This window comes from Dulcicalothrix desertica PCC 7102, assembly GCF_003991905.1.
GTDB lineage: Bacteria > Cyanobacteriota > Cyanobacteriia > Cyanobacteriales > Nostocaceae > Dulcicalothrix > Dulcicalothrix desertica.
Window position 1 is genome coordinate 638,604 of record NZ_RSCL01000001.1, and the last position, 22,001, is coordinate 660,604.

23 protein-coding genes are annotated in these 22,001 nt (G+C 40.6%); 9 read left to right on the forward strand and 14 right to left on the reverse strand.

Annotation, left to right across the window (positions count from 1 at the left end):
- Positions 1-8 precede the first annotated feature (8 nt).
- The 10 genes from DSM106972_RS02860 to psbD all read right to left on the reverse strand — a co-directional run bounded on the left by DSM106972_RS02860 (position 9) and on the right by psbD (position 10,200).
- A complete protein-coding gene (locus tag DSM106972_RS02860; RefSeq protein ID WP_233787778.1) occupies positions 9-1,811 on the reverse strand; it encodes a serine/threonine-protein kinase in 1,803 nt (600 codons plus the stop codon).
- Positions 1,812-2,207: 396 nt separating this feature from the next.
- Complete coding sequence (locus tag DSM106972_RS02865) at positions 2,208-2,774, reverse strand: 3'-5' exonuclease (RefSeq protein ID WP_127078626.1); 567 nt, start codon at positions 2,772-2,774, stop codon at positions 2,208-2,210.
- A gap of 146 nt (positions 2,775-2,920) precedes the next feature.
- Complete coding sequence (locus tag DSM106972_RS02870) at positions 2,921-3,367, reverse strand: MarR family winged helix-turn-helix transcriptional regulator (protein WP_127078628.1); 447 nt, start codon at positions 3,365-3,367, stop codon at positions 2,921-2,923.
- A 17-nt stretch (positions 3,368-3,384) separates the two neighbouring features.
- Complete coding sequence (locus DSM106972_RS53070; protein WP_233787777.1) at positions 3,385-3,615, reverse strand: EVE domain-containing protein; 231 nt, start codon at positions 3,613-3,615, stop codon at positions 3,385-3,387.
- A gap of 1 nt (position 3,616) precedes the next feature.
- Positions 3,617-3,838, reverse strand: coding sequence for an EVE domain-containing protein (locus DSM106972_RS53075; RefSeq protein ID WP_233787776.1), 222 nt, complete (start codon positions 3,836-3,838; stop codon positions 3,617-3,619).
- A 100-nt stretch (positions 3,839-3,938) separates the two neighbouring features.
- Positions 3,939-4,373: a hypothetical protein gene (locus DSM106972_RS02880; protein ID WP_127078630.1), complete on the reverse strand. Its 435-nt coding sequence runs from the start codon at positions 4,371-4,373 to the stop codon at positions 3,939-3,941.
- 28 nt (positions 4,374-4,401) lie between these two features.
- Positions 4,402-5,127, reverse strand: a complete 726-nt coding sequence (locus DSM106972_RS02885; protein WP_233787775.1) for an FHA domain-containing protein — start codon at positions 5,125-5,127, stop codon at positions 4,402-4,404.
- A gap of 598 nt (positions 5,128-5,725) precedes the next feature.
- Positions 5,726-7,330, reverse strand: coding sequence for a serine/threonine-protein kinase (locus DSM106972_RS02890; protein ID WP_127078634.1), 1,605 nt, complete (start codon positions 7,328-7,330; stop codon positions 5,726-5,728).
- 442 nt (positions 7,331-7,772) lie between these two features.
- Positions 7,773-9,158 carry a photosystem II reaction center protein CP43 gene (psbC, locus tag DSM106972_RS02895; protein ID WP_019493911.1) on the reverse strand — a complete coding sequence of 462 codons (1,386 nt, stop codon included), beginning with the start codon at positions 9,156-9,158 and terminating at the stop codon, positions 7,773-7,775.
- A complete protein-coding gene (psbD, locus tag DSM106972_RS02900; RefSeq protein ID WP_019489143.1) occupies positions 9,142-10,200 on the reverse strand; it encodes a photosystem II reaction center subunit D2 in 1,059 nt (352 codons plus the stop codon). Before psbD ends, psbC begins: the two co-directional genes overlap by 17 nt.
- 530 nt (positions 10,201-10,730) lie before the next feature.
- Here psbD and DSM106972_RS02905 point away from each other — a divergent pair.
- The 5 genes from DSM106972_RS02905 to DSM106972_RS02925 all read left to right on the forward strand — a co-directional run bounded on the left by DSM106972_RS02905 (position 10,731) and on the right by DSM106972_RS02925 (position 14,875).
- Entirely contained in the window at positions 10,731-11,327 is a 597-nt protein-coding gene (locus DSM106972_RS02905) for a photosystem I assembly protein Ycf4 (RefSeq protein WP_127078636.1), read from the forward strand.
- 82 nt (positions 11,328-11,409) lie between these two features.
- Positions 11,410-12,216: a peptidylprolyl isomerase gene (locus tag DSM106972_RS02910; RefSeq protein ID WP_127078638.1), complete on the forward strand. Its 807-nt coding sequence runs from the start codon at positions 11,410-11,412 to the stop codon at positions 12,214-12,216.
- 31 nt (positions 12,217-12,247) lie between these two features.
- Entirely contained in the window at positions 12,248-13,399 is a 1,152-nt protein-coding gene (locus DSM106972_RS02915) for a beta-ketoacyl-ACP synthase (protein WP_127078640.1), read from the forward strand.
- Between the two features lie 114 nt (positions 13,400-13,513).
- Complete coding sequence (gene tadA, locus DSM106972_RS02920; RefSeq protein ID WP_127078642.1) at positions 13,514-13,993, forward strand: tRNA adenosine(34) deaminase TadA; 480 nt, start codon at positions 13,514-13,516, stop codon at positions 13,991-13,993.
- Between the two features lie 114 nt (positions 13,994-14,107).
- Complete coding sequence (locus tag DSM106972_RS02925) at positions 14,108-14,875, forward strand: lysophospholipid acyltransferase family protein (RefSeq protein WP_127078644.1); 768 nt, start codon at positions 14,108-14,110, stop codon at positions 14,873-14,875.
- A gap of 52 nt (positions 14,876-14,927) precedes the next feature.
- Here the strand turns inward: DSM106972_RS02925 and DSM106972_RS02930 are convergent, their stop codons facing one another.
- Positions 14,928-17,030: a S8 family serine peptidase gene (locus DSM106972_RS02930; RefSeq protein WP_127078646.1), complete on the reverse strand. Its 2,103-nt coding sequence runs from the start codon at positions 17,028-17,030 to the stop codon at positions 14,928-14,930.
- A 182-nt stretch (positions 17,031-17,212) separates the two neighbouring features.
- Between DSM106972_RS02930 and DSM106972_RS02935 the strand changes: the two genes are divergently transcribed.
- From DSM106972_RS02935 to grxD, 3 genes are all read left to right on the forward strand, one after another.
- Positions 17,213-17,806: a hypothetical protein gene (locus DSM106972_RS02935; protein WP_127078648.1), complete on the forward strand. Its 594-nt coding sequence runs from the start codon at positions 17,213-17,215 to the stop codon at positions 17,804-17,806.
- Between the two features lie 241 nt (positions 17,807-18,047).
- Entirely contained in the window at positions 18,048-18,299 is a 252-nt protein-coding gene (locus tag DSM106972_RS02940) for a BolA family protein (protein WP_127078650.1), read from the forward strand.
- 23 nt (positions 18,300-18,322) lie between these two features.
- Positions 18,323-18,646 carry a Grx4 family monothiol glutaredoxin gene (gene grxD / locus DSM106972_RS02945; RefSeq protein ID WP_127078652.1) on the forward strand — a complete coding sequence of 108 codons (324 nt, stop codon included), beginning with the start codon at positions 18,323-18,325 and terminating at the stop codon, positions 18,644-18,646.
- A gap of 227 nt (positions 18,647-18,873) precedes the next feature.
- Here grxD and DSM106972_RS02950 read toward each other — a convergent pair whose 3' ends face one another.
- Positions 18,874-19,128, reverse strand: a complete 255-nt coding sequence (locus DSM106972_RS02950; RefSeq protein WP_026093369.1) for a DUF6761 family protein — start codon at positions 19,126-19,128, stop codon at positions 18,874-18,876.
- Positions 19,129-19,698: 570 nt separating this feature from the next.
- Between DSM106972_RS02950 and DSM106972_RS02955 the strand changes: the two genes are divergently transcribed.
- Positions 19,699-20,469 (forward strand): response regulator transcription factor, encoded by a 771-nt coding sequence (locus tag DSM106972_RS02955; protein ID WP_127079133.1) that lies wholly within the window; start codon positions 19,699-19,701, stop codon positions 20,467-20,469.
- A gap of 22 nt (positions 20,470-20,491) precedes the next feature.
- Here the strand turns inward: DSM106972_RS02955 and DSM106972_RS02960 are convergent, their stop codons facing one another.
- The gene (locus DSM106972_RS02960; protein ID WP_127078654.1) at positions 20,492-21,241 is read right to left on the reverse strand and encodes an ABC transporter ATP-binding protein; all 750 of its coding nucleotides are present in this window, start codon (positions 21,239-21,241) and stop codon (positions 20,492-20,494) included.
- 161 nt (positions 21,242-21,402) lie between these two features.
- Positions 21,403-21,966, reverse strand: a complete 564-nt coding sequence (locus tag DSM106972_RS02965; protein WP_127078656.1) for a hypothetical protein — start codon at positions 21,964-21,966, stop codon at positions 21,403-21,405.
- Between the last annotated feature and the right edge of the window lie 35 nt (positions 21,967-22,001).

The following is a 22,001-nucleotide window of genomic DNA, read 5'->3' on the forward strand; positions in this document are numbered from 1 at the left end:
TTGGCTAATTATCTAATATTTACCTCTTGCATAAAATCTCCAGGGTGCAAATCTTGGAGTCTAGTTTGTGAGGCGCCATTAATAAACGAATTGTTAGTACTAGTTTGATTACGAGTTAGGTTTGAAGTTTGTGCAGTAGACATTGCAACTTCTTCTCCTTGAACAAATCGCTGTTTTTGTGTGTACTCAATCAGCTTTGCTTGTGCTGTTGCGTATACTGAAGTATCTTCGGGTATTTGCTCTAAATATTTAACTGCCGCATTAAAGTCCTGGTTTGTAGCTTTTTTATACGCTTGCTGCAATATATATGCTGCACGCACATGACGTTTTTGAGTATATTCAGCTACCTTTAGCTCGACTACTGGATTGGTACTGTTGTTTTTGGGTATTTGATTTAAATAATTCAATGCCTCATTGAAGTCTTTGGCGCCTGCCTTTTCATAAGCTCTCGCTAATAAAGTCTTGCTTTGAACCTCAATATGACGATTTGCTTGTGCAACTAATCTGTCAGTTTTGGTTTGCCAGTATAAAATATCTGGAACAATAGGAGCTACTTTTAATACATCCGACCAACGTCCCTCCGAAACGGCATTTTCCGCAGTTTTATATTGTTCTGCTGCTATTTGCCACTGCGAAAGCCATTCTTCTATCGTCGCTTGCGCTTCTGGATAAACGTTAGAAGTTACAGGTATTGATTTTGCTTTCGCAATGGCGCCGTTTAAATCCCCTGACTGGAAGTCTTCTGTCGCTTTATATAATGTATCTGTTTCTGATGGCGCCGGAGTATTACTATTTAGCAACGAGTAAACTCCAAAACCCATCACCAACGAATTTGCAACTAATCCAACTTTTACACCTGTTAACAATGGTGAAGTTTTCCTAACACCGTTTTTACCATTAGCTAGGTTTTGCGAATCTACTGTCTCAACAATTGTATACTCAGCCTCAACTGTCTTCGTGTAAATATATTCTGGTATCTGTTGAAGTGCCTGATATACCTCTGCTGCTGTTTGAAAACGATTTTTATGGCTGTAACGAATCATTTTACTAATAACCATAGTCAAATAATCGCTTACTTCTGTTTCTTGGGTTCTCCAAATAATTTCATTGCTACGAGGGTCTACTTGTAACTGCAATGGTGTTAAACCCGTCAACGCTTGAATAGCAATCATCCCCAGCGCATAAATATCACTACTAAGTTGTGTCTGACCAATAAATTGCTCAGGAGGAATATATCCTAACGAAGTAACAGGTATCCGATAAATTGGTAGTTCTGTATCTGTCCCAAAATCAACTGGCTGAATCGAACCAAAATCTATTAGTACTATCTTACCATCACTAACGCGACGGATTAAATTTTCTGGCTTAACATCGCAGTGAATAACACCATTGGAGTGAACAAAATGAAGAATTTCTAGAACGTCCATCAACAACTTGATAACTTCGTTTTCGTTCCAGAAATAACTAAAGTTGTTCTTGGTGGGCAATTCTGCCGTCAGCGCATGTCCTTCAATAAACTCTTGAACTAAGTAAAAACGCTCATTCTCTTCAAAACAAGCAATAAGTTCCGGAATTTGGTTATGGTGTCCTAACTGCTTGAGAGTTTCGGTCTCCGTCAAAAACCGTAACCTCAACGTTTCCAAGTGACTTGGATGAAAATTTGTTACTTTCAGTTGCTTAACAACGCACTTTGGGTTCTCTGGGTGGTCGATATCTACAGCAATGTATGTCTGTCCAAACACCCCAGCACCTAGGCTTTGTACGATTTGGTAACGTCTATACAGTACTTTACCGAGCATGTGGTGAGTCATGAGTTGGTTACTTAGTCATTCCTTTTTATACTTTCCCAACATTGTTCCCTAATTCCGGAAACCCTTACAAAATAATGTTATTGAATGCTGCTTTATAAAATCAACATAAATATTCTCGCTATTTACACGTAAAAATTCATGTTAATTTTATATTTTTTGTTACGAAATACTCGTTGTCGGTTGAGTGTATCAAATGCTGCAACTATTTTTATATACTAGTACTATTCTTAACTCAGTTCATGTGACAGTTTTGTAGATGGCATAAATATAAATCAACAAATGATTGAAGATTGGCAGAAAATTAATCCTGACCACTACAAGCTCCACTTTGAATGCTATTACGTATTTGATGTGAAATCTAGTTAATTATGATACAGTAATTTCAATTATTGACTTTTACTTATTACTAGTTTTGATGTGCTTAAAAATGCTAGCAATGTTACGTGCATCATCTATACCACGATGGTGAGTGCCTTTTAACACTATTCCCAATTTTGATAAGGCGCCCGCCATCCCATAACCTTTTGATACACCAAGATATTCTGAAAACTGCTTCTTTATATTTATATGCTCAGAATTAAATGGATAGATAACTCCATGAAATTCGCAGTCTTGGATAAATTGTTTTCTATCATATTCTCCCCAAGAGCAAAAAATATAATTAGCAAACTCCGATAGCCAATGTTGAAAATTAATCATTGCTTCAGGAAATATAGGCGCCTTCTCCACATCTTCTTGTTTAATAGTCGTGAGTTCTATACAAAATTCTGTTAAATGTGGGTTTCTAACGGGTTTAATGAATTGCTGAAATTCCGAATCTATCTGCCATGTCGAACGATTAAGCATCACGGCACCAATTTCAATTATCTCCATTTCATGACGTGGAACGGCGCCATCTTCAGAACAAGTCGCCTCTAAATCAACCACCAAGTAATAAAAATTTCTATCTTTATTTTTAGACATATTATTTCCTGCTTCAACATTAGTTTTTATTATATATTACACGTAATACATAATAAATTAACGAAAAAGGGTATAACACAGCGTCATACCCTCAAATCATATATGTAGTATTTATCCCTTTACTCTTTACCCCTTACCTCTTACCCCTAAGAATTATTGGCACTGATAATTTTTAAAAGGTGTGAATTCAAATCTGATACTTGGCCATTTAACGTACCAAAAAAATCGCTGTCAACTTTGTTAACAACATGGATTGCTGCAATTGCTAAATCATAACCTTCCTTAGTAATCGTTAAAGATTTTGCTCTGGTGTCTTTTGCATCAGTCTCACGCTTGATTAATCCTCGTTGTTCCAACGCGCGTAAAACTTTGGAAGTCATCATAATATCTGCCTTGGCATGAGCAGCTAATTTGGCTTGGGTAACTGTTTGTTGACCTTGACTGAGCCAAATTATTCCCGCTAGCAAAACAAACTGTACGTGGGTTAAACCCAACTTTTTCAATCCAGAATTCATTTTTCGCTGCCAAAGATTTGACACTTGCCACAGTAAAAATCCTGGGCTGTCATCTGGGTTTTCAAACTGAAATACCATTATCTTGTGTGGCGAGTTCAACGGACACTACCTCGATTTTCTATGCAGGTTGGGCACATCTGACTGTGAATTAAGTCAAAGTCAGGCTGTTGTATTTCAAACAAGCCATATCGGAATACGTAGCCCCAATTACGCTTATTCTTTATGAAATGTAAATTAGGAATCAAAGGTATTATACTTACTTCATTACAATCAAAAAACTCCACCGAACGACGAAACGGCATAAAACCATTATTCATATCACTCATGTTAAACCGAATTTTCTACCACTCGACCTATTGCTGTAAACGCTTGGCATTTTTCTTCCCCCTCAAATATTTGTTTCGGTGAGTAATAAATTACAAGGTCATCTGGCTGTAACCGTCTTAAAGGCGATGCTTTACCATGACACGCTTGCATGAAACTACCCAAAACTCCATTTTGGACATGGTTTTTTGATGCTACGACAATCCAGTACTTGTGAGAATCCATATTTTACATTTTTATAATCATCTCGGTTATTGTAACCACGATTAATATATAAATTATTAAAATACCCTCTATTGATGCAGGCGCCAATTAATCACAGTCGTTACGATTCCGATTTAAAAGCTTTTATCCAGCTATTTTGTATTGCCACGTCAAGTAATATTGCTGCTAATCCAAACAAAAATACATTTTCCGCTAAAAGTACAGCTAAAGGCAAAGCTAACGAGAAGATATCGTTAATATCACTAACCATTGCGAGTTTGGTATCAGCTTGTACTAATCCTCTTACTACAGCAAATGCCATTACACCTCCAGCTTTAAGCTGAAAGTTATTATCATCACGAATAATATATCTGTAGGTAACTCCAAATAAAAATCCAGAAAACAATACGATAGCAGCACTTAGCCACCAATGTAAATCAAAAGTACTACTAAAGATTGAAAATTTGATTTGTATTAGGTTTATTATTGTAAATGCAAAAATGGCGCCGAAGCTTGCCAGTATTGCTGCTTTTAGGGATTCTAGCCGTTCAGCCATTGTTGTGTGTGTGAAGAGTCGATTAAAGTTATTTAGTTATATTTTTGCTCAAAAAATAATCTACAATCTCCTGTGACTGCTCAAACTGTAATAATTGTAAAGCTGACTGGTTTGATTGTATTTTCTGTAAAGGCGCCTTGTTTATACAACCAGCATATCCGGCGCCTTCTAAAATTTCTAAAACACTACCAGGGTATTGATAAAGATTTCTCGTAGCTGTGACTTCTAGTGATTCTTGTGCAGTTAGCATTAGTGATTCTAATGCGACTTCTGGCAAAATACGAGTACTTACATTTAAGAAAAAATCGAAGGTTGTATTTCCTAAGCGAATATGGTCATTGTCTTTTAGCTCAATCGATTTAAATATACGCTCACCATTAACATACGAACCATTAGTACTGTTGAAATCAACTAAGTAAAACTTTTGTTCTTCATAGTAAATAGCTGCATGAGACCGGGATGCATATGAATCAACCAGATGAATACCACTATTTTTATCTCGTCCCAACGTCCAAATACTTTGTGGTTGTCTCAAACAAAGCGTTTGACCCTGACATAAATTAGTAGTTACGTATACACAAGTATTGTCTATAACACCCTGCAAGTAAAATGACTTAACTCCTACCGAGCTTGGGTTGAAAGTCTCTAATTCAAGAATGGAATCTAGAAGACTGGCGTGGTGTTCATATAATTTTATAAACGTTTGATATAGACACAATCGTCGTTCGAGTTCTGCTTCCACACACTCAAGCATAATTTAGTGAGCCTCTAACTATAACAACAAATTCTATTTATTAAGAAACCTATCGCTTGGCTGATGACGATTTCTCATCATCCTATCGCATTTGAAAAGTAATATCAGTAATTTCCAGTTAGGTTTTAGTATCTTTTTTACAACATATAATAATTTGATAACAATATTATTACAGGGACTTGGTGTTCTATTATATACAGTTTTCTATTTTTTCTATACAAGTTTTTGCGAAAAAAATCTTAAGAAGCCTTGATTCAATAATGCTTTCAAGCAGCTAACAAAAAGTTATTCATATAGACACATGCTTGGTATGAAAAAATGCAAATGCACAAGTAGGCATTTGCAATAATTAAATATTAATTAAGTATTTATAAAATAATTCTTAAATAATATGTGAACGATTATTAAATTTATTTAAATAGACAAAGTGCGCCGAATTAAGGGGTGCCTGAATCAGTCAAGGCTCTTTTATTCGGTAGGCGAGTATTAAACCGCACCAATCTTAAACTGTTGATAATTTTCAACAGTTCTTGCATCATTTTTGTTGGCTTTTAGCAGCGCTAACGGTTTATTGCAATGAATTTTGATATAAAGTCATTTACAATAAACCGCGTTTACCCGACGGACGTACCGTCATCCAGTTGGTTTTAGCTAATGCCAGTTGGTCGTCTGAAACTTTGGCGCCAGTAAGATTTGCACCACATAAGTTAGCTCCGCGCAGATTGGCATTATTAAGATAAGCATAACTAAGGTCAGCACCACGTAAGTCGGCGCCTTCTAAATCGGCGTGACTTAAATAAGCTTTGCTCATGTTGGCATCGCGAAGATTAGCGCGGTTAAGGCTGGCTCTGCCAAAATCACTATTATGTAAGTTGGCGCCGCTTAGGTTAGCACGCTCTAATACTCCAGAGTGGAAGCTTGCTCCTGATAAATCAATTCCTACCAAGTTAAGCAAGCTCAGATTATGAAGTGCAAAATCGCGCCGACCTTTAGTATAAGCGGCTCGTAGCCCTTCAGTATTAAATAAGCGCGTCACTTGAGATTTAGAACCGAGGCTGCTGCTAGTATTCATAGTACCCGACCCACTCGATTTAGCTGTCGCTAATTTATGAGCAGTTGCACTTGTAGCTTGTGCTACCTTCGCTCGCCTTTCACGAATTGCGGCAGCCACTTGTGCAACACCTGCACTTGAATAACCACTCGAAGAATTACTTAGTAATGCTGCTGAATCGTCAAAACGACTACTTCTGTCTTTGATTCCACCAGCTGGTCGGCTAACCAAGCTTTGGGCAAGACTATCAAGGTATGGCTCCATTTCTAGCGCGCGTAGTACATCCGGCGATGATTGATAGCGATTTCTCACTGACACATCAAGCATTTTTCGTAGTACATCACTAAGGTGGGGACTAATTTGTACTAAGTGTTCCCACATCATTTCGCCAGTGGTTGGATTGTAATCCAAATCTTTTGGAGATTTGCCAGTAAGTAAGTAAATACAAGTAACACCCAATGCGTAAATATCCGAAGAATATACAGGACGCATTGCCATTTGTTCTGGTGGTGCAAACCCAGGAGTACCAATTGCGTATGCTGTCAATGCGGTTTGTCCAGATTGAAGCGCTGCTGTTTGGCTAACTTGATTTTTCACTGCACCAAAGTCAATTAGTACTAGTCGGCTATCTTGAGCGCGACGTATCAAGTTTGCTGGCTTGATGTCACGATGAATTACCTTTTGCTCGTGGATGTATTGTAGCAATGGTAATACTTCACTCAAGAATTGTTTTACTCCAGCTTCGCTGAATACTCCTTGGGCTTTCACTTCTTGCTGCAAAGTGGCGCCAGATATGTATTCCTGGACTAAATAAAATTGCTCACGGTCTTCAAAAAAATCTAGCAACCTCGGAACTTGAGGATGGTTGCCAATTTTTCCTAAAGTCATAGCTTCGCGCTCGAACAGTTCGCGTGCCATTTGCAAGACATGGGGTGCGGTTCCTGAAGGACGCAGTTGTTTAATAACACACGTCGGTTCTCCAGGCAAAGATTCATCAAGGGCAATGAATGTTGCACCGAAACCACCTTGACCTAGCGCTTTCTGGACACGATAGCGGTCGCGCAACATCAAGCGCGAGCCACAAGACTGACACCTCTCGCTAAAAGCTGGATTCTCTGGATTAGGACAGGTAGGATTTAAGCAGTAGCTCATGCACTGTCAACTCGCTGCACGAAAATGGAATAAAGAGCGTTGAAACCCTTATCTCATTATTAAAGTCGGAAATTTCTTCTACCAGGTGAATTTTGCTGGAAATCCCTTGAAGAGTTCCTAAAGAATATTCAGTATTTACTTAAAGTAGCAGTAAATACACGCCCGTAATACTTATCCAGTTATCCCACTACACAAGACGAACTTTAATATTGAGAGGTTTTGCCCTTAATCCGTAATCTAATTGATAAGAGTATCACAACGCAATAATGTATTTAAAAATAATTTGTAAACAGTGTATATACGTATTTTAAATTATTAAATTTTGATTAGATAATCTATTACTAAAATCAAACAGCAATAAAAAACCCTCGATAAATTTCGAGGGTAACACGATTAATCAGTTATGAAAATTATGAATGTTTGCTCTTGGAAACAAAAGCAATTAATCAAGTTCCTTCATAAACATTACTGGCTCGTTCTCACGGTCGATACCTTTCTCGAAACCACCAGCAGCAGCGCGTGCGCGGCCTGCGTGCCATAAGTGACCAATAAGGAAGAAGAATCCTAATACGAAGTGAGAAGTTGACAACCACGCACGAGGAGACACGTAGTTAAAGGAGTTGATTTCAGTCGCAACACCACCCACAGAGTTCAAAGAACCCAGAGGAGCGTGTGTCATGTACTCAGCAGCACGACGTGCTTGCCAAGGCTGAATATCATTCTTGATTTTGTCGAGGTCAAGACCATTTGGTCCACGTAATGGCTCTAACCAAGGACCTTTAAAGTCCCAGAAGCGCATGGTTTCACCACCAAAGATGATTTCACCAGAAGGTGAGCGCATTAAGTATTTACCAAGACCTGTTGGACCTTGAGCAGAACCTACGTTCGCACCTAAGCGTTGGTCACGAATCAAGAAGGTTAATGCTTGTGCTTGTGAAGCTTCAGGCCCAGTAGGACCGAAGAATTCGCTGGGGTATACGGTATTGTTGTACCAAACCATACAAGAAGCGATGAAGCCCATTAAGGACAACGCGCCTAAGCTATATGATAGGTAAGCTTCACCAGACCAAATGAATGCACGACGTGCCCAAGCAAAAGGTTTAGAGAAGATGTGGAAAATACCACCACCAATACAAAGCAGAGCCACCCAAATGTGACCACCAACAACGTCTTCGAGGTTATTAACGCTAACAATCCAACCTTCTCCACCGAAGGGTGACTTGAGCAAGTAACCAAAAATTGTTGCTGGGTTCAATGTTGGGTTCGTAATGACGCGAACGTCACCACCACCTGGCGCCCAAGTATCGTACAAACCGCCAAAGAACATAGCCTTCAGCACCAACAACAACGCACCACAACCAAGAATGATTAAGTGGAACCCGATGATGTTGGTCATCTTGTTCTTGTCTTTCCAGTCGTAACCAAAGAATGAAGAGTATTCTTCTAAGGTTTCAGGACCACGAACAGCGTGATAAATACCGCCAAATCCTAAAACTGCGGAAGAAATTAAGTGGAGTACACCAACTACGAAGTAAGGGAATGTATCAAATACTTCGCCACCTGGACCTACACCCCAACCGAGAGTTGCTAAGTGAGGTAGCAAGATTAAACCTTGCTCGTACATGGGCTTTTCAGGAATAAAGTGCGCGACTTCAAATAAAGTCATGGCACCAGCCCAGAATACTATCAAACCAGAGTGGGCTACATGGGCGCCCAACAGCTTACCGGACAAATTGATTAAACGGGCGTTGCCAGACCACCAAGCGAAACCGGTGGATTCTTGGTCGCGACCACCCAGACTTATTGAACGATTAGAGAGCGTTACCACGCGGTAGTACCTCTTCGGGGAATACAAATTTTTCGTGAGGCTGATCTTGAGGAGCCATCCAAGCGCGGATACCCTCGTTTAGCAAAATGTTCTTGGTATAAAAAGTTTCAAATTCGGGGTCTTCTGCGGCACGTAACTCTTGCGATACGAAGTCGTAAGCACGTAAGTTGAGCGCGAGACCAACGATACCAACTGCACTCATCCATAACCCTGTTACAGGTACGAATAACATAAAGAAGTGCAACCAGCGTTTGTTAGAGAAAGCAATACCGAAAATCTGTGACCAGAAACGGTTTGCAGTCACCATCGAATATGTTTCTTCTGCCTGAGTTGGGTTGAACGCACGGAAGGTGTTCGATGCATCACCGTCTTCAAACAATGTGTTTTCCACAGTAGCACCGTGAATCGCACACAACAGCGCACCACCTAGTACACCCGCTACACCCATCATATGGAAGGGGTTGAGTGTCCAGTTGTGGAAACCTTGTAAGAATAGCAAGAAACGGAAGATTGCTGCTACTCCAAAGCTAGGAGCGAAGAACCATGATGATTGACCCAATGGGTACATCAAGAATACGCTGACGAATACAGCGATAGGCGCACTGAAAGCAATTGCGTTGTAAGGACGAATTCCTACTAAGCGTGCAACTTCAAACTGACGTAGCATAAAGCCAATCAATCCAAAGGCGCCGTGCAATGCTACGAATGCCCATAAACCACCCAATTGACACCAACGGGTAAAATCGCCTTGTGCTTCAGGTCCCCATAAAAGTAACAATGAGTGACCCATTGCGTCTGCTGGAGTTGAAACAGCTACTGTCAAGAAGTTACAACCTTCTAAGTAGCTTGATGCTAATCCGTGAGTGTACCACGAGGTGACGAAGGTTGTGCCGGTTAGCCAACCGCCGAGTGCTAGGAAAGCACAGGGAAACAGTAAAATCCCCGACCAGCCTACAAACACAAAACGGTCACGCTTCAACCAGTCGTCGAGTACGTCAAACCACCCACGACTTCTGGGGGCGCGTCCTACTGCGATGGTCATTTCCTGTATAATCCTCTTAATTTACTAAAATTGCGACGTTTTAATACAGCCCACAAAACAGAAGGAATATACATACTTCTTCACGTTTTGTAACTGCCCATGAGGAATTAACGTTTGTTTTTGACGTTCTCAGCTACTTCAAAAGTTACCAAGATTTATGAGAAGCCAACTAGCATGTCGCTCTATGACTCCCACGGTGTCGTCACAACCGCTCACCACGCAGCTTAAAAAGTCATGCGTGTTTTCTTAACCAATCTTAACTTACCACATTGTTCGCCTTTATGCCTCACTTACACTTGTAAATCAGGGATAAAACGCAAACACCACTATTAATATCAATATCAGAAAATTAACAATTTGACACATGTTTTCTCAGAAAACTTAAAATTTACGTTTCTTCACGGAGTCACACGGCGTCAGCCAAACAATACCCGAACAATTACGCACACAAACACAAGCGCACGGCTGAAGTGAGCTAATATGGCCAGTATTGAGATAATTGGATAACAGGTAATAGCGGCGGTGGTAACATGACAGCTTCAACAACAATAAACAAAGGTGAATCGCCCAACGGCGATAACTCCGCTTCAAACGTTTTGAATCAAAAAGTTCTGGGTTCTCGTCGATTTAGCAATTACTGGTGGGCTATTGTTGTTACTTCTGGTGCAACAGGGTTCTTACTAGCTGGATTGTCAAGTTATCTTAAAGTCAATTTACTTCCCGTCACCGATGCCACCCAATTAATCTTCATCCCCCAAGGCATCGTAATGGGGCTATATGGTATAGCTGGTTTACTTCTATCGCTTTACCTTTGGCTGGCAATTTTATGGGATATCGGTGGCGGTTATAACGAATTTAATCGCGAGACGAATAAAATTAAAATTTTTCGTTGGGGTTTTCCTGGCAAAAACCGCAAAATCGAGATTGACTTTTCGACCAAAGATGTACAGTCAGTGCGCGTTGAAATTAAAGAAGGTCTAAACCCCCGTCGTGCGCTGTATTTGCGCGTCAAAGGTCGTCGAGATATTCCTTTAACACGAGTCGGGCAACCAATTCCATTAAAAGATTTGGAAGTTGAAGGCGCCAAACTAGCTCGATTTTTAGGTGTGTCGGTTGAAGGTCTTTAAAAATGATTAGATTTTAGATGCTGAGTCTAAAATCTAAAATTTTGATTAAGATACTCAAGTTGAGAGTAAAACTGGTAACGGTGTGAAAATTCCTAAGTTTTTGATAGCACTTGTAGTTGTAGGAGCTTTACTTTTGGGTGGATGTACGACACCACAAGCAAGTACTAGTAGCGACTCAACCGCAACGGCAGTCGAAGCAAAAACCACAGCGACGACGACAGCTACAACAGAGACAGCAACTCAAACAACCTCTGTATCTCAAAATAATAGTGAAATCCCAGGTATGAACGATTTACCACAACTCGAAGGAAAAGCAACCGTAGTGATGACCGTTAAAGGGTCACCCATCACTATTGAAGTTGACGGCACAAATGCTCCAATTTCAGCTGGAAATTTTGTTGATTTAGTTCAAAGAGGTGTTTACAATGGCTTATCTTTCCACCGGGTTGTACGCAGTCCTCAGCCATTTGTAGTTCAAGGTGGAGACCCCCAAAGTAAAGATACCAACTTCCCTGCAAATCGCTTGGGTTCAGGTGGCTTTATCGATAAAAATACTGGTAGTGAACGGCGCATCCCCTTAGAAATTAAACCCAAAGGTTCAGATGCTCCTATCTACGGTAAAACTTTCCAAGAAGCAAGAATTAGCCAACCCCCTTTACTTACTCATAAGTTAGGCGCCGTTGCAATGGCACGTTCCCAAATGCCCAACTCCGCTTCTTCACAGTTCTACTTTGCTTTAGCAGACCTCGAATTTCTCGATGGTTCGTATGCTGTATTTGGTTACGTTACCGACGGTATGGATATCGTTGACAAAATTCAGCAAGGTGACCGCATTGACGATGCCAAAGTCACACAAGGTGCTGAAAATCTCAAAAATGGCGGGAAGTAGTAAAAAGTGCGCTAGTTCTGAGTGCTGAGTGATGAGTGGTGTTGTAGTAACTGGTATTGGTTTAATTTCAGCGATAGGTGAAAACTTGGAAGCTAGTTGGCAAAGTCTTATTGCTGGAAAGACAGGAATTAGTTTACGACAACCATTTTCAGAACTTGCACCACGTCCTTTAGCGATGATTGGTAGACAACCAGTAGAGTTACAAGCTTTAACTCAACTGGTTGTTTTTTCTGCACTTCAAGATGCTGGTTTGGCGCCACAACAACCTGACTGTGGTGTGGTTATTGGTTCTAGTCGTGCATATCAGGCAACATGGGAAAAAATGGCGCCTGATGTGTGGAATATGGGTCATGAACCTAATAACAAAACTCAATGGGGAAATAATTGGCTTAATAGTTTACCCCATATGAACGCTATCTCAGTTGCTCGACTACTCGGCGCCACTGGTATAGTTTTAGCTCCAATGGCTGCATGTGCAACGGGAATAATTGCTCTTATTCAAGCCGCATCACTTATTCAAACTGGTCAATGTCTACGTGTAATTGCAGGGGCAATCGAAGCACCAATTACACCAATGACTATTAATGGGTTCTCACAAATGGGTGCTTTAGCAAAAACTGGAGCATACCCATTTGATAAACATCGCGAAGGTTTGGCTTTAGGTGAAGGTGGAGCGGTATTTGTTTTAGAGTCAGAACAGTTAGCGAAACAAAGAAACGCAAGAATTTATGGTAAAGTTCTTGGCTTTGCATCAACTGCTGACGCTTATCATCCCAACTCCCCAGACCCCGAAGGAAAAATGGCGACTTTTGCAATCAAACAATGTTTACTTAGCAGCAATTTGTACCCGCGCGACATCGACTACATTCATGCTCACGGCACCGCTACAATACTTAACGATGAAGTCGAAAGTCGTATTATCAAGCATGTTTTTACACATCACCCATATGTCAGTTCAACTAAAGGCGCCACGGGTCATACAATTGGTGCCAGTGGTGCTTTAGGTGTGGCATTCTTATTACTAGCATTAAAAAATCAAATACTCCCACCATGCGTGGGTTTGCGCTCAACAGACTTTGATTTAAATTTAGTTACCGAACCCCACGTAAGTACAATCAAAACAGCAATGTGCTTAAGTTTTGGGTTTGGTGGAACTAACGCAGTAATTGCTCTAGGAAGTTGATAGAAATTGACAACGAGTCGTTGTCAATTTTGTTTGAAATTTTTATTTAGAAATTTTCCCAACAAAATATAAAATATTTTTTCATGAGAGAATTTTAATGATAAGAAAAAATTAATGAAATACTCAGAATATACTATACATCGACAATGGATGAATCACGCTTTACAATTAGCTCAATCTGCGGGTGACGCAGGTGATATTCCTGTAGGGGCAGTAATAATTAACTCCAACGGAGAATTAATTGCAGAAGGTGAGAACAGAAAAGAACGCGACCAAGACCCAACTGCCCACGCGGAAATAGTCGCATTGAGGGCAGCATCGAGTTCGTTAAAAACTTGGCGCCTACATGAATGTATTCTCTACGTCACCCTTGAACCTTGCCCGATGTGTGCTGGAGCAATTGTACATTCCCGTGTGGGACTTGTTGTATATGGAGTGGATGATGCTAAAACTGGCGCGTTGCGAACAGTTCTAAACATCCCTGATAGTGCGGCTTCCAATCATCGATTAAGTGTAATTGGAGGCATTCTGGAATCTGATTGCCGTAATATTTTACAAACCTGGTTTGCAAATCGACGACATTCAAATTTGTAATGGGACAGAGCTAAAACTGTCCAGCTGGTGTCACAAAAATGAGGGAAGAAAATTTACGGTGTATCTAATCAGATTTTTTATCACATCTTACCCGACAATCCGTCTGCCACCACTATGACAGAATTTCACTGCCCAAAGGATAAAAGCCACTACAATTTAGCTCCTAGTGCTGCTAATCCGATTGCATTTACCAATATCTCGCGCGTTTCTCCGATTTTGGCTCCTTTGGCGTATCTGTTGGGGCGCCATTTGCTTCTGCCTTTGTTTTTTGGGCGTATTTCCGTCACTGGACAACAATACATCCCTAAAGAGGGTCCAGTCATTCTTGCCCCCACTCATCGGTCAAGGTGGGATGCATTATTCGTTCCGTATGCAGCAGGACGTTGTGTAACAGGACGCGACTTGCGATTTATGGTAACTATAACTGAATGCCAAGGATTGCAAGGATGGTTTATTAAACATTTAGGAGGGTTCCCAGTTAATCTCAAACACCCTTCAGTTGCTACACTTCGTCACGCAGTCGAATTACTAATTCGTGGTGAAACGCTAGTTATTTTTCCTGAAGGTGGTATTCGTAAAGGTAAACTTCACCCCCTAAAACCTGGAATTGCCCGTCTAGCCATAAGTGCAGAATCTAATCATGCCCCTTTGGGAGTAAAAATAGTTCCTATTAATATAGATTACAGTCGAACTAATCCAACTTGGGGTACAAACGTCAGTATAAACATTGGTAAACCAATTAAAGTTGCTGATTATTTAGGCTCGAACACAAAACTTGGCGCCAAAATGCTTACGGCAGATTTAGCGTCTTCGTTACAACAACTCAGTCACCACCAAACAGAAGTTACTAGTCATACTTTTGCGGAAATTACTAATACGTAAGTTTGGGCATAAATTTGGGCACATTAAATTTGGGCACATTAAGGTTGGGAACTTAAGTTCCTAATTTTAGCTCCCAGTTATTAAGCGTTCCCACATCTTGCGGTGCGTAGTCAATAACCCAAAGGAACCATCGACCTATGGAAGGTGTATTGATTAATTGAGTTAATGCAGGTGCCGAACTTCGAGTATAATTCGCGTTTAACTCCTGACGACGACCTAAAGTTCGGCTTTGTAATAAAACCCGTTGATTGTTTGGCGATATTAAATAAATTTCTAAATCACCCAAAAAATCATGGGTAATACTAATACTTACCTCAATGTTTTTCACCAAACTAGAGTCCGTAATTACTATTAAGCTTTTCATTCCCTGTCGGTCGTTGTCAGGAATTGTTAATCTATTTTGATTTTTTCCCGTAACTTCTCTTACCGCAGAAGTTGCACTTGCTGATTGCTGTGCTGCTCTTACAGCATTGCGTGCATTTACTTTTCCATACCCAAACCACTCAGAATGACCGTTGGCATCATAGCTACCAGCGCGCATTAACAGTTGTGGGTCTGGGTCTTTATCTACAATTTTATCCGCCGTTTCTTGTAATATTTTCTTAACCTGCTGCGCGCTAAGTAAAGGGTTCACCGACAAAACTAGTGCGGCAACACCTGCAACAACTGGGGTGGCACTCGATGTTCCACCAAAGTCACTTGTAAAATCACCCGTATCGTATCCTGCTGCTCCTAACTGGTCAGTTGTAAGTACTCCTAGTCCAGGTAATGCAGTAGCGATAGGTGGTGTTGTATATACGTACCCTGTGGTTTGAAACCACATTCCTGGGGGTGCATTATTACTTGGAGCGCAAACAGAAATCGCTTTTCCCCAGTTGCTGTAAGCTGCTTTTTTACCTAAACTCGTCGTTGCTGCAACAGCAATAACATCGGGATGTATCGCGAAACCACTGAGCCATTTAGTATTCCCAGATACTATATTTTTCACCCAATTCTTTTCATTCAGTGTGCCATCAATGGGGCGATTAGCATTACCCGCAGCAAATAAAATCACACAACCTTTACCATTGCGACCTTTTGTTGCTGCGCGTGTAATTGCTGCACGTTGCCGTAAAGATAAAGGAAAGTAAACAGCAGAGGCGCCCCAACTGCAAGAAATGACACTTGCTCCTTTTTCTTGTGCCCAATCAAAAATTTGTTCAATAGACTCATCATCTAGAAAACCAGTAGTACGAATTGGCATTAAAGCACAACCAGGCGCCACTCCCACAATACCCGTTCCATTTTCAGATGCAACAGCCACACCCGCACAAGCCGTTCCATGACTATTTGCGCTTCCATCTGGTAACGGTAAAAAATTATTATCCTTCAAATTTCGAGGCGCCACAACTTTTCCAGCACCTTGAAAATCAGGGTGGTTCAAATCAAAAGAATCATCGACAACAGCCACTACAACCGAACGAACACCGCGTGTAACATCCCAAGCTTGTTCAGCAAAAATATGTGCCCCTTCTTTTAATTGACTGCCACCACTATTATTGAGATACCACTGCTGCGGATAAAGGGTATCACGAGGTTTATAATGCGGCTCAGTACGAATAATAACATTTGGTTCAGCCGCTAAAACTTCTCCGAGAGACTGTAATCGATTTGTAATTTTAATTGGGTTTTCGGTAGCACCTTTACCAACCAAAAACACAAACGTGTTAGGCAATCCCTCTACAGGTTTATCTTTAATTAAATTTAAAGTTGCAGCAATTGTGTTGATTTTAGCTGCATCAATAGAGGGTGCAAATTGAACTGTAATTTGGTCTCCTAAATAAACAACCGTGCCAGGATTATTCTCAACAGAGTAAACATGACTGGCAAAATCTACACTCGACGAGTTGCGTGCTTGTTGCATCGCCGTATCTAGCTGGGAAAAAGGTACTGTGAATACTTCAAGGTTTGCACCAGGTATAGTACGGCGCCAGTTACCCCAGCTAACAGTCGCTAAATCTTGAGTTGACAAATTACGACTAAGACGAACAGTAAAGCGGTCATTAACTTTTTGTAGTCTCAACTCTTCACCACCACGCTGAAGAATCATCCCCAAGCTACTTGCAGGCACACCAGAATTTAATTGCGAATCGTTAAAATTTACGTTTTGAGTCATAAAGCTACTAAAAAAGTGCAATATTGCTTACGGGAACATGCTTCAATAAACTGTGAGTCTAAATAAAAGAAACCGTTGTATGTAGCTTTGCTTTGTCAAAAAGCAAAACAGAGTTAATATACGCGAAGTTCTAATTTTTCTAAACCAATAATTTTACTTAGTTGTCCCAAGAAAATATACTCATGAAAGAAGCTGCAACTGTCACGAGGGTTCGCTTCACTTGTTTATCGTTGATAGCAGCCCTTAGCCTGTTATCACCAATTCATGCACAAGCGCAAACGCTGACTCCAAACTCCAACCAAGCACAACCTATTGACCCCAACGACCCGTCGAACCTGCGTCCATCAGGTCAAACCAGCAGTGTCTTGAGCATGGAAGGTGGCAAACGATTGATGTCTGAAGCTGAAGGCGCCGTTTCTTCCCAAAACTATGATAGTGCAGTTAAGAAACTTCAAGAAGCGCGCGTTGTTTTCAACCAGCTATCAAACTTCTATCAAGAACTCACCGCTAGTTTTTCTGGCATAGATAACCGTATCGCTGACGAACAGCGTAAAAAAGCACTCGAAAGTGCCCAAATGCGCGACCAAGCTACTTATCAACTCGCAGTCGTACACCGCGCTCAAAACAAACCTGAACTCGCTGTCCCACTACTAGTACAAATCGTTAGAAGCCAAAACCCAACGCGAGACCTAGGTAAAAGAGCCTACCAGCAACTTTTGGAACTCGGATTTGTTAATGCTCCATTCCCACGCGGCAGCAACACTTCCTCCAAATAACCGGCAACGGATAATAAACGGATGTAACGGATAATTGATTCAATTGATTCATAAAATATAAAGCCTTGTTCGTTACCAATAACCCATCCGTTACATCCGTTGTATCCGTTGCAAACTACTTTTTTTAATACAAATATATTATATAAGAGACGCCACATGTCACGTCTCTACATTTTCAATCAAACAACCAGCAATAATTTGTTAATAATAGATAATGACGTTTTGAGCGACTACAAGCGCGATGATAAGCCCCTCTCAAGTTGAGGCAATGATTCAGGCAGCACTTCCTGATGCCCAAGTTAATGTTCAAAGTCAAGATGGCGAGCATTTTGATGTGACAGTTGTCTCATCGCAGTTTGCAAACAAGGGATTAGTACAGCAACACCAGTTAGTCTATCGTGCTGTACAGCAGGCTATGTCTAGTGAGGCAATACACGCCTTAGCACTCAAAACATACACCCCTGAGTCTTGGCAAACAACCTCACAAAGCTAATTTAAACAAATTAAGGAAAAACCATGACACCAGAATTACAACAGCGTATCGAAAACCTGATTAAGCAAAATAAAATCATGGTATTCATGAAAGGCAACAAGCTAATGCCTCAGTGCGGTTTCTCAAACAACGTAGTCCAAATACTCAATACTCTTGGCGTCCCTTTTGAAACAATTGACGTTTTGAGTGATGCTGATATTCGTCAAGGTATAAAAGAATTCTCAGCTTGGCCTACAATCCCTCAAGTTTACATTAACGGAGAGTTCGTAGGTGGTTCCGATATCCTGATTGAACTTTACCAAAAAGGCGAATTACAGCAGATGGTGGAAGTTGCACTAGCTTCTTAATTATCTAGTTTGCTTTTAAACCACAAATAACCCCAGCCACTTAAGCTTGAATCTATAGATAGATTATTATCTGGCTGGGGTTATTAAATTAAAACAAAATTAGGGATATTCCTAAAATTTCACACCGTTGCTACTATTGACAAAGGCAGATGATGTGCTACAATCATCTGCGTTGATGAACTATTGGTTAATGTCTCGGTCAAAAGCGCATTAACCCTTTGTTACATCTAATAGTAATCGTGTTCTGGCTCAGGCTGCGTCATTGTCATTGCAAAATTAGATACATCATATAAGTAGCGAGTGGCTTCCTCCTCTAAGCGATGAATCAAGTAAGGTTCAATTGCATTACTGTGTCGCAATGAGGCTAGATAGCCATCCAAATACATCCGCATATCGTCCGTCCGATAGCCGCGATTCCATAACTCGACGAAGGCATCGGTTATTCTTTGATAAAAGCGGATGGTCTGTGTGTCTTGGAGCATAGCTGCTTTAGAAATCTGTTTGGAATGAGAATTGTAAAATATTCAAGCTAAAAAGTGAAGTACTGAAACCATTTTGACATCAATTCATAGCTAATATATCTCCCTCAGAGAACACTTACCATAAGCTACAGTCTATTCCCATCCTATTCCAGAAGTATGGGAACAGGTATGAGTGCAAAGTTATTTTTATTATTATGCATGGAAAATCGTTTCTTGCATCGATAATATTATGGAATAATTGTAACTTTTTTTCTGGGCAGTTAACGTGGTTAATATGTATTCAGCAGCTAAATGCGTAAGCTTTGGTGTTAAAAACAACGCTCGCTGCGCCATATTGAGTCATAATTGTCCAATTTCACCCACAAGAGCCGTTCCGGAGCCTGGTAGTGTCACAAAAATTTAACAATTGAGATAAATCGCTGTGTTAACAAGGGATTGATATAAAACTTAACGCTAATTTTAGGCAGTTATTATTGAATAATTTACAACTGAAGTAACAACGGTTACAAAACCTTTATACAAGGCTTTGATACCTTGAAACTCTATAGACGCGCTAGGGGTCTTGCCACTGTGGGTTTGGTATGTATCGAAATTGTTGAGGGGAATCCGCACTTGAGGTCTTTGCTAGGCTGGCATTTGCAACAGCTTGACTATCGAGTGCATCAAGCTGCGAGTATTTATCAGGCTAGAGAAGTTTTTCTCAGTCACCAGCCAACGCTAATTATTCTCGATGCTGATTTATCTGATGGTGATGGTATGGAATTTTGTCGCTGGCTAACTCGTCAGCAGCAACCGTTAATTCTAATGCTTTCTGCCCGTAGTGCTGAAGGTGATGTCGTCGCAGGTCTTAAAGCCGGCGCCGATGATTACTTATCCAAACCGTTTGGAATGCAAGAATTTCTTGCACGCACCGAAGCTTTGATTCGTCGCAAGCGCACTCCTGTGGCGCCTGCATATTTAGACTACGGGTCACTGCAAATCGATTTAGTCCAGCGTCGAGTCCGGTTTCAGGGGGAATTCATTGACTTAACACCCCAAGAGTTTAGCTTGCTGTATGTTCTAGCACAAGCTAGCGGTGTGCCACTAAGTCGCTCTGAATTACTACGTCGTGCATGGCCCGATGCCATCGACAATCCCCGTACCATTGACACACACGTATTATCACTGAGGAAAAAAGTTGAACTCGACCCACGTCAGCCTAGTTTAATTCAAACAATCCGCAACGTAGGGTATAGATTTAATATGGAATTATTGAATACGAGTTTGACGAATTCGCACTCCAAAGTAGCGAAAGAGCGCTCCTTGCCAGTCCAAGCATCAACAGTAAGTGTACCCAGGTAATTAATTAAAATAAACTACTTTCTTAAATAAAATCATCTTCAGCTTCGGCTTGAATAATAGATGCTTTTAGTAGTTCCCAGTTTATATCGCAAGCACGTTGATTTGATATCAGGCGCCCTTGTGATAGATGAATAACGTTGTCACAACTCGAAGCAATATCGAGTTGATGATTAACGATTAAAACAGTTGTATCTACTAGCTTTTTAAACGTTTGTAATAATCTTTGTGTAGTACCAACATCAAGGTTAGAAGTTGGTTCATCGAGCAACAAAACTTTAGGTTGAATAACCAAAGCGCGTGCAATACAAACCAACTGCCTTTGACCGACAGAAAGTTGTACTTCAGTTCTTCCCAACCAATCATCAGGTATTTGTAACAATTCAACCCATTGACTAACACGTTGAGTAATTTCAGTTTTGGGTAAACCACGCAAAACTAAAGGGTAAGACAAAGCATCTTTTACCGTCATACCCAATAACCTAGACTCTTGAGGTACCAATACAACCTCAGAACGTAACTTTTGTACAGGTACTTGAGAATAATCTTGATTATCAAAATAAATTTTACCGCTAGTTGGTGTACTCAAACGATTTAACAAACGTAGTAAAAATGTTTTACCTGCACCAGTTGCCCCAACAATTGCAACGCGGGCGCCTGTAGGTACCTCAAATGAAATATCCTTAAGAATAGAGTACCCAGCTAAACTCTCCTTACTATTAACATTAAGCCTTACATTCAAGCTAACCTGTTCAAGCCGAAAGATGGTGTGCATTCTCGTAATAAGCACTTTAGTGCTTACCCTAAAAACAAACTTTAATAGTAATTCTTTTTACCACAGAGCCACAGAGTACACAGAGAGACATTTCCTCATCGGCGCCTTATTCCTTTCTCTCTGTGTCCTAATAGACTTTATGTACAGCCTATAAACCTATACTACAAAGGTTGTCCCAAAGCAGTTGTAATTGTCCAAGCGTCTACTAATAGAAGTAGTGTTGTAAATCCTAATAAAATAGCGTACATCCAAGGTTGTGCGAGTGGATACACGTTTTTTGTATCAATACCAGTTTTTTCTTGTACTAGTTTTACCAAACGCGCGAAACCAGCTACCCGCATTGGCAATAAATAAGCTTTATCTTCTTTACTAAGAAAATAATAAACCAAACCACCTTGACCAGTAGTACGGGGTTTTAATGCTTTGACTTGTGACCACGGTAACGACCATCCTTTGCGGAAAAAGCGTGGCACCCAATTTGGGTATGTTACTTGAATTGATTCGTCGTCAACAATAACTCGTTCGCACAATACTGCATACAAACCTACTAAGCCAATACTGATTCCTACCCATAGTAATGCAGGAGGTGTTGGCGCCTTAGTAGCTTGTGCCAAAAAAGGTAAAGGAACCGTAAGTGCTACATACAAGGACAAAAGAGTAATTCTAATTAGAGGTGATAGTCGAAAAATCGTTGTTTGTACACTTGTGGAGTTAGTTGTCGTCATAATCAAAGTTGCTTCTAGGTCGCTGCTCTATATAT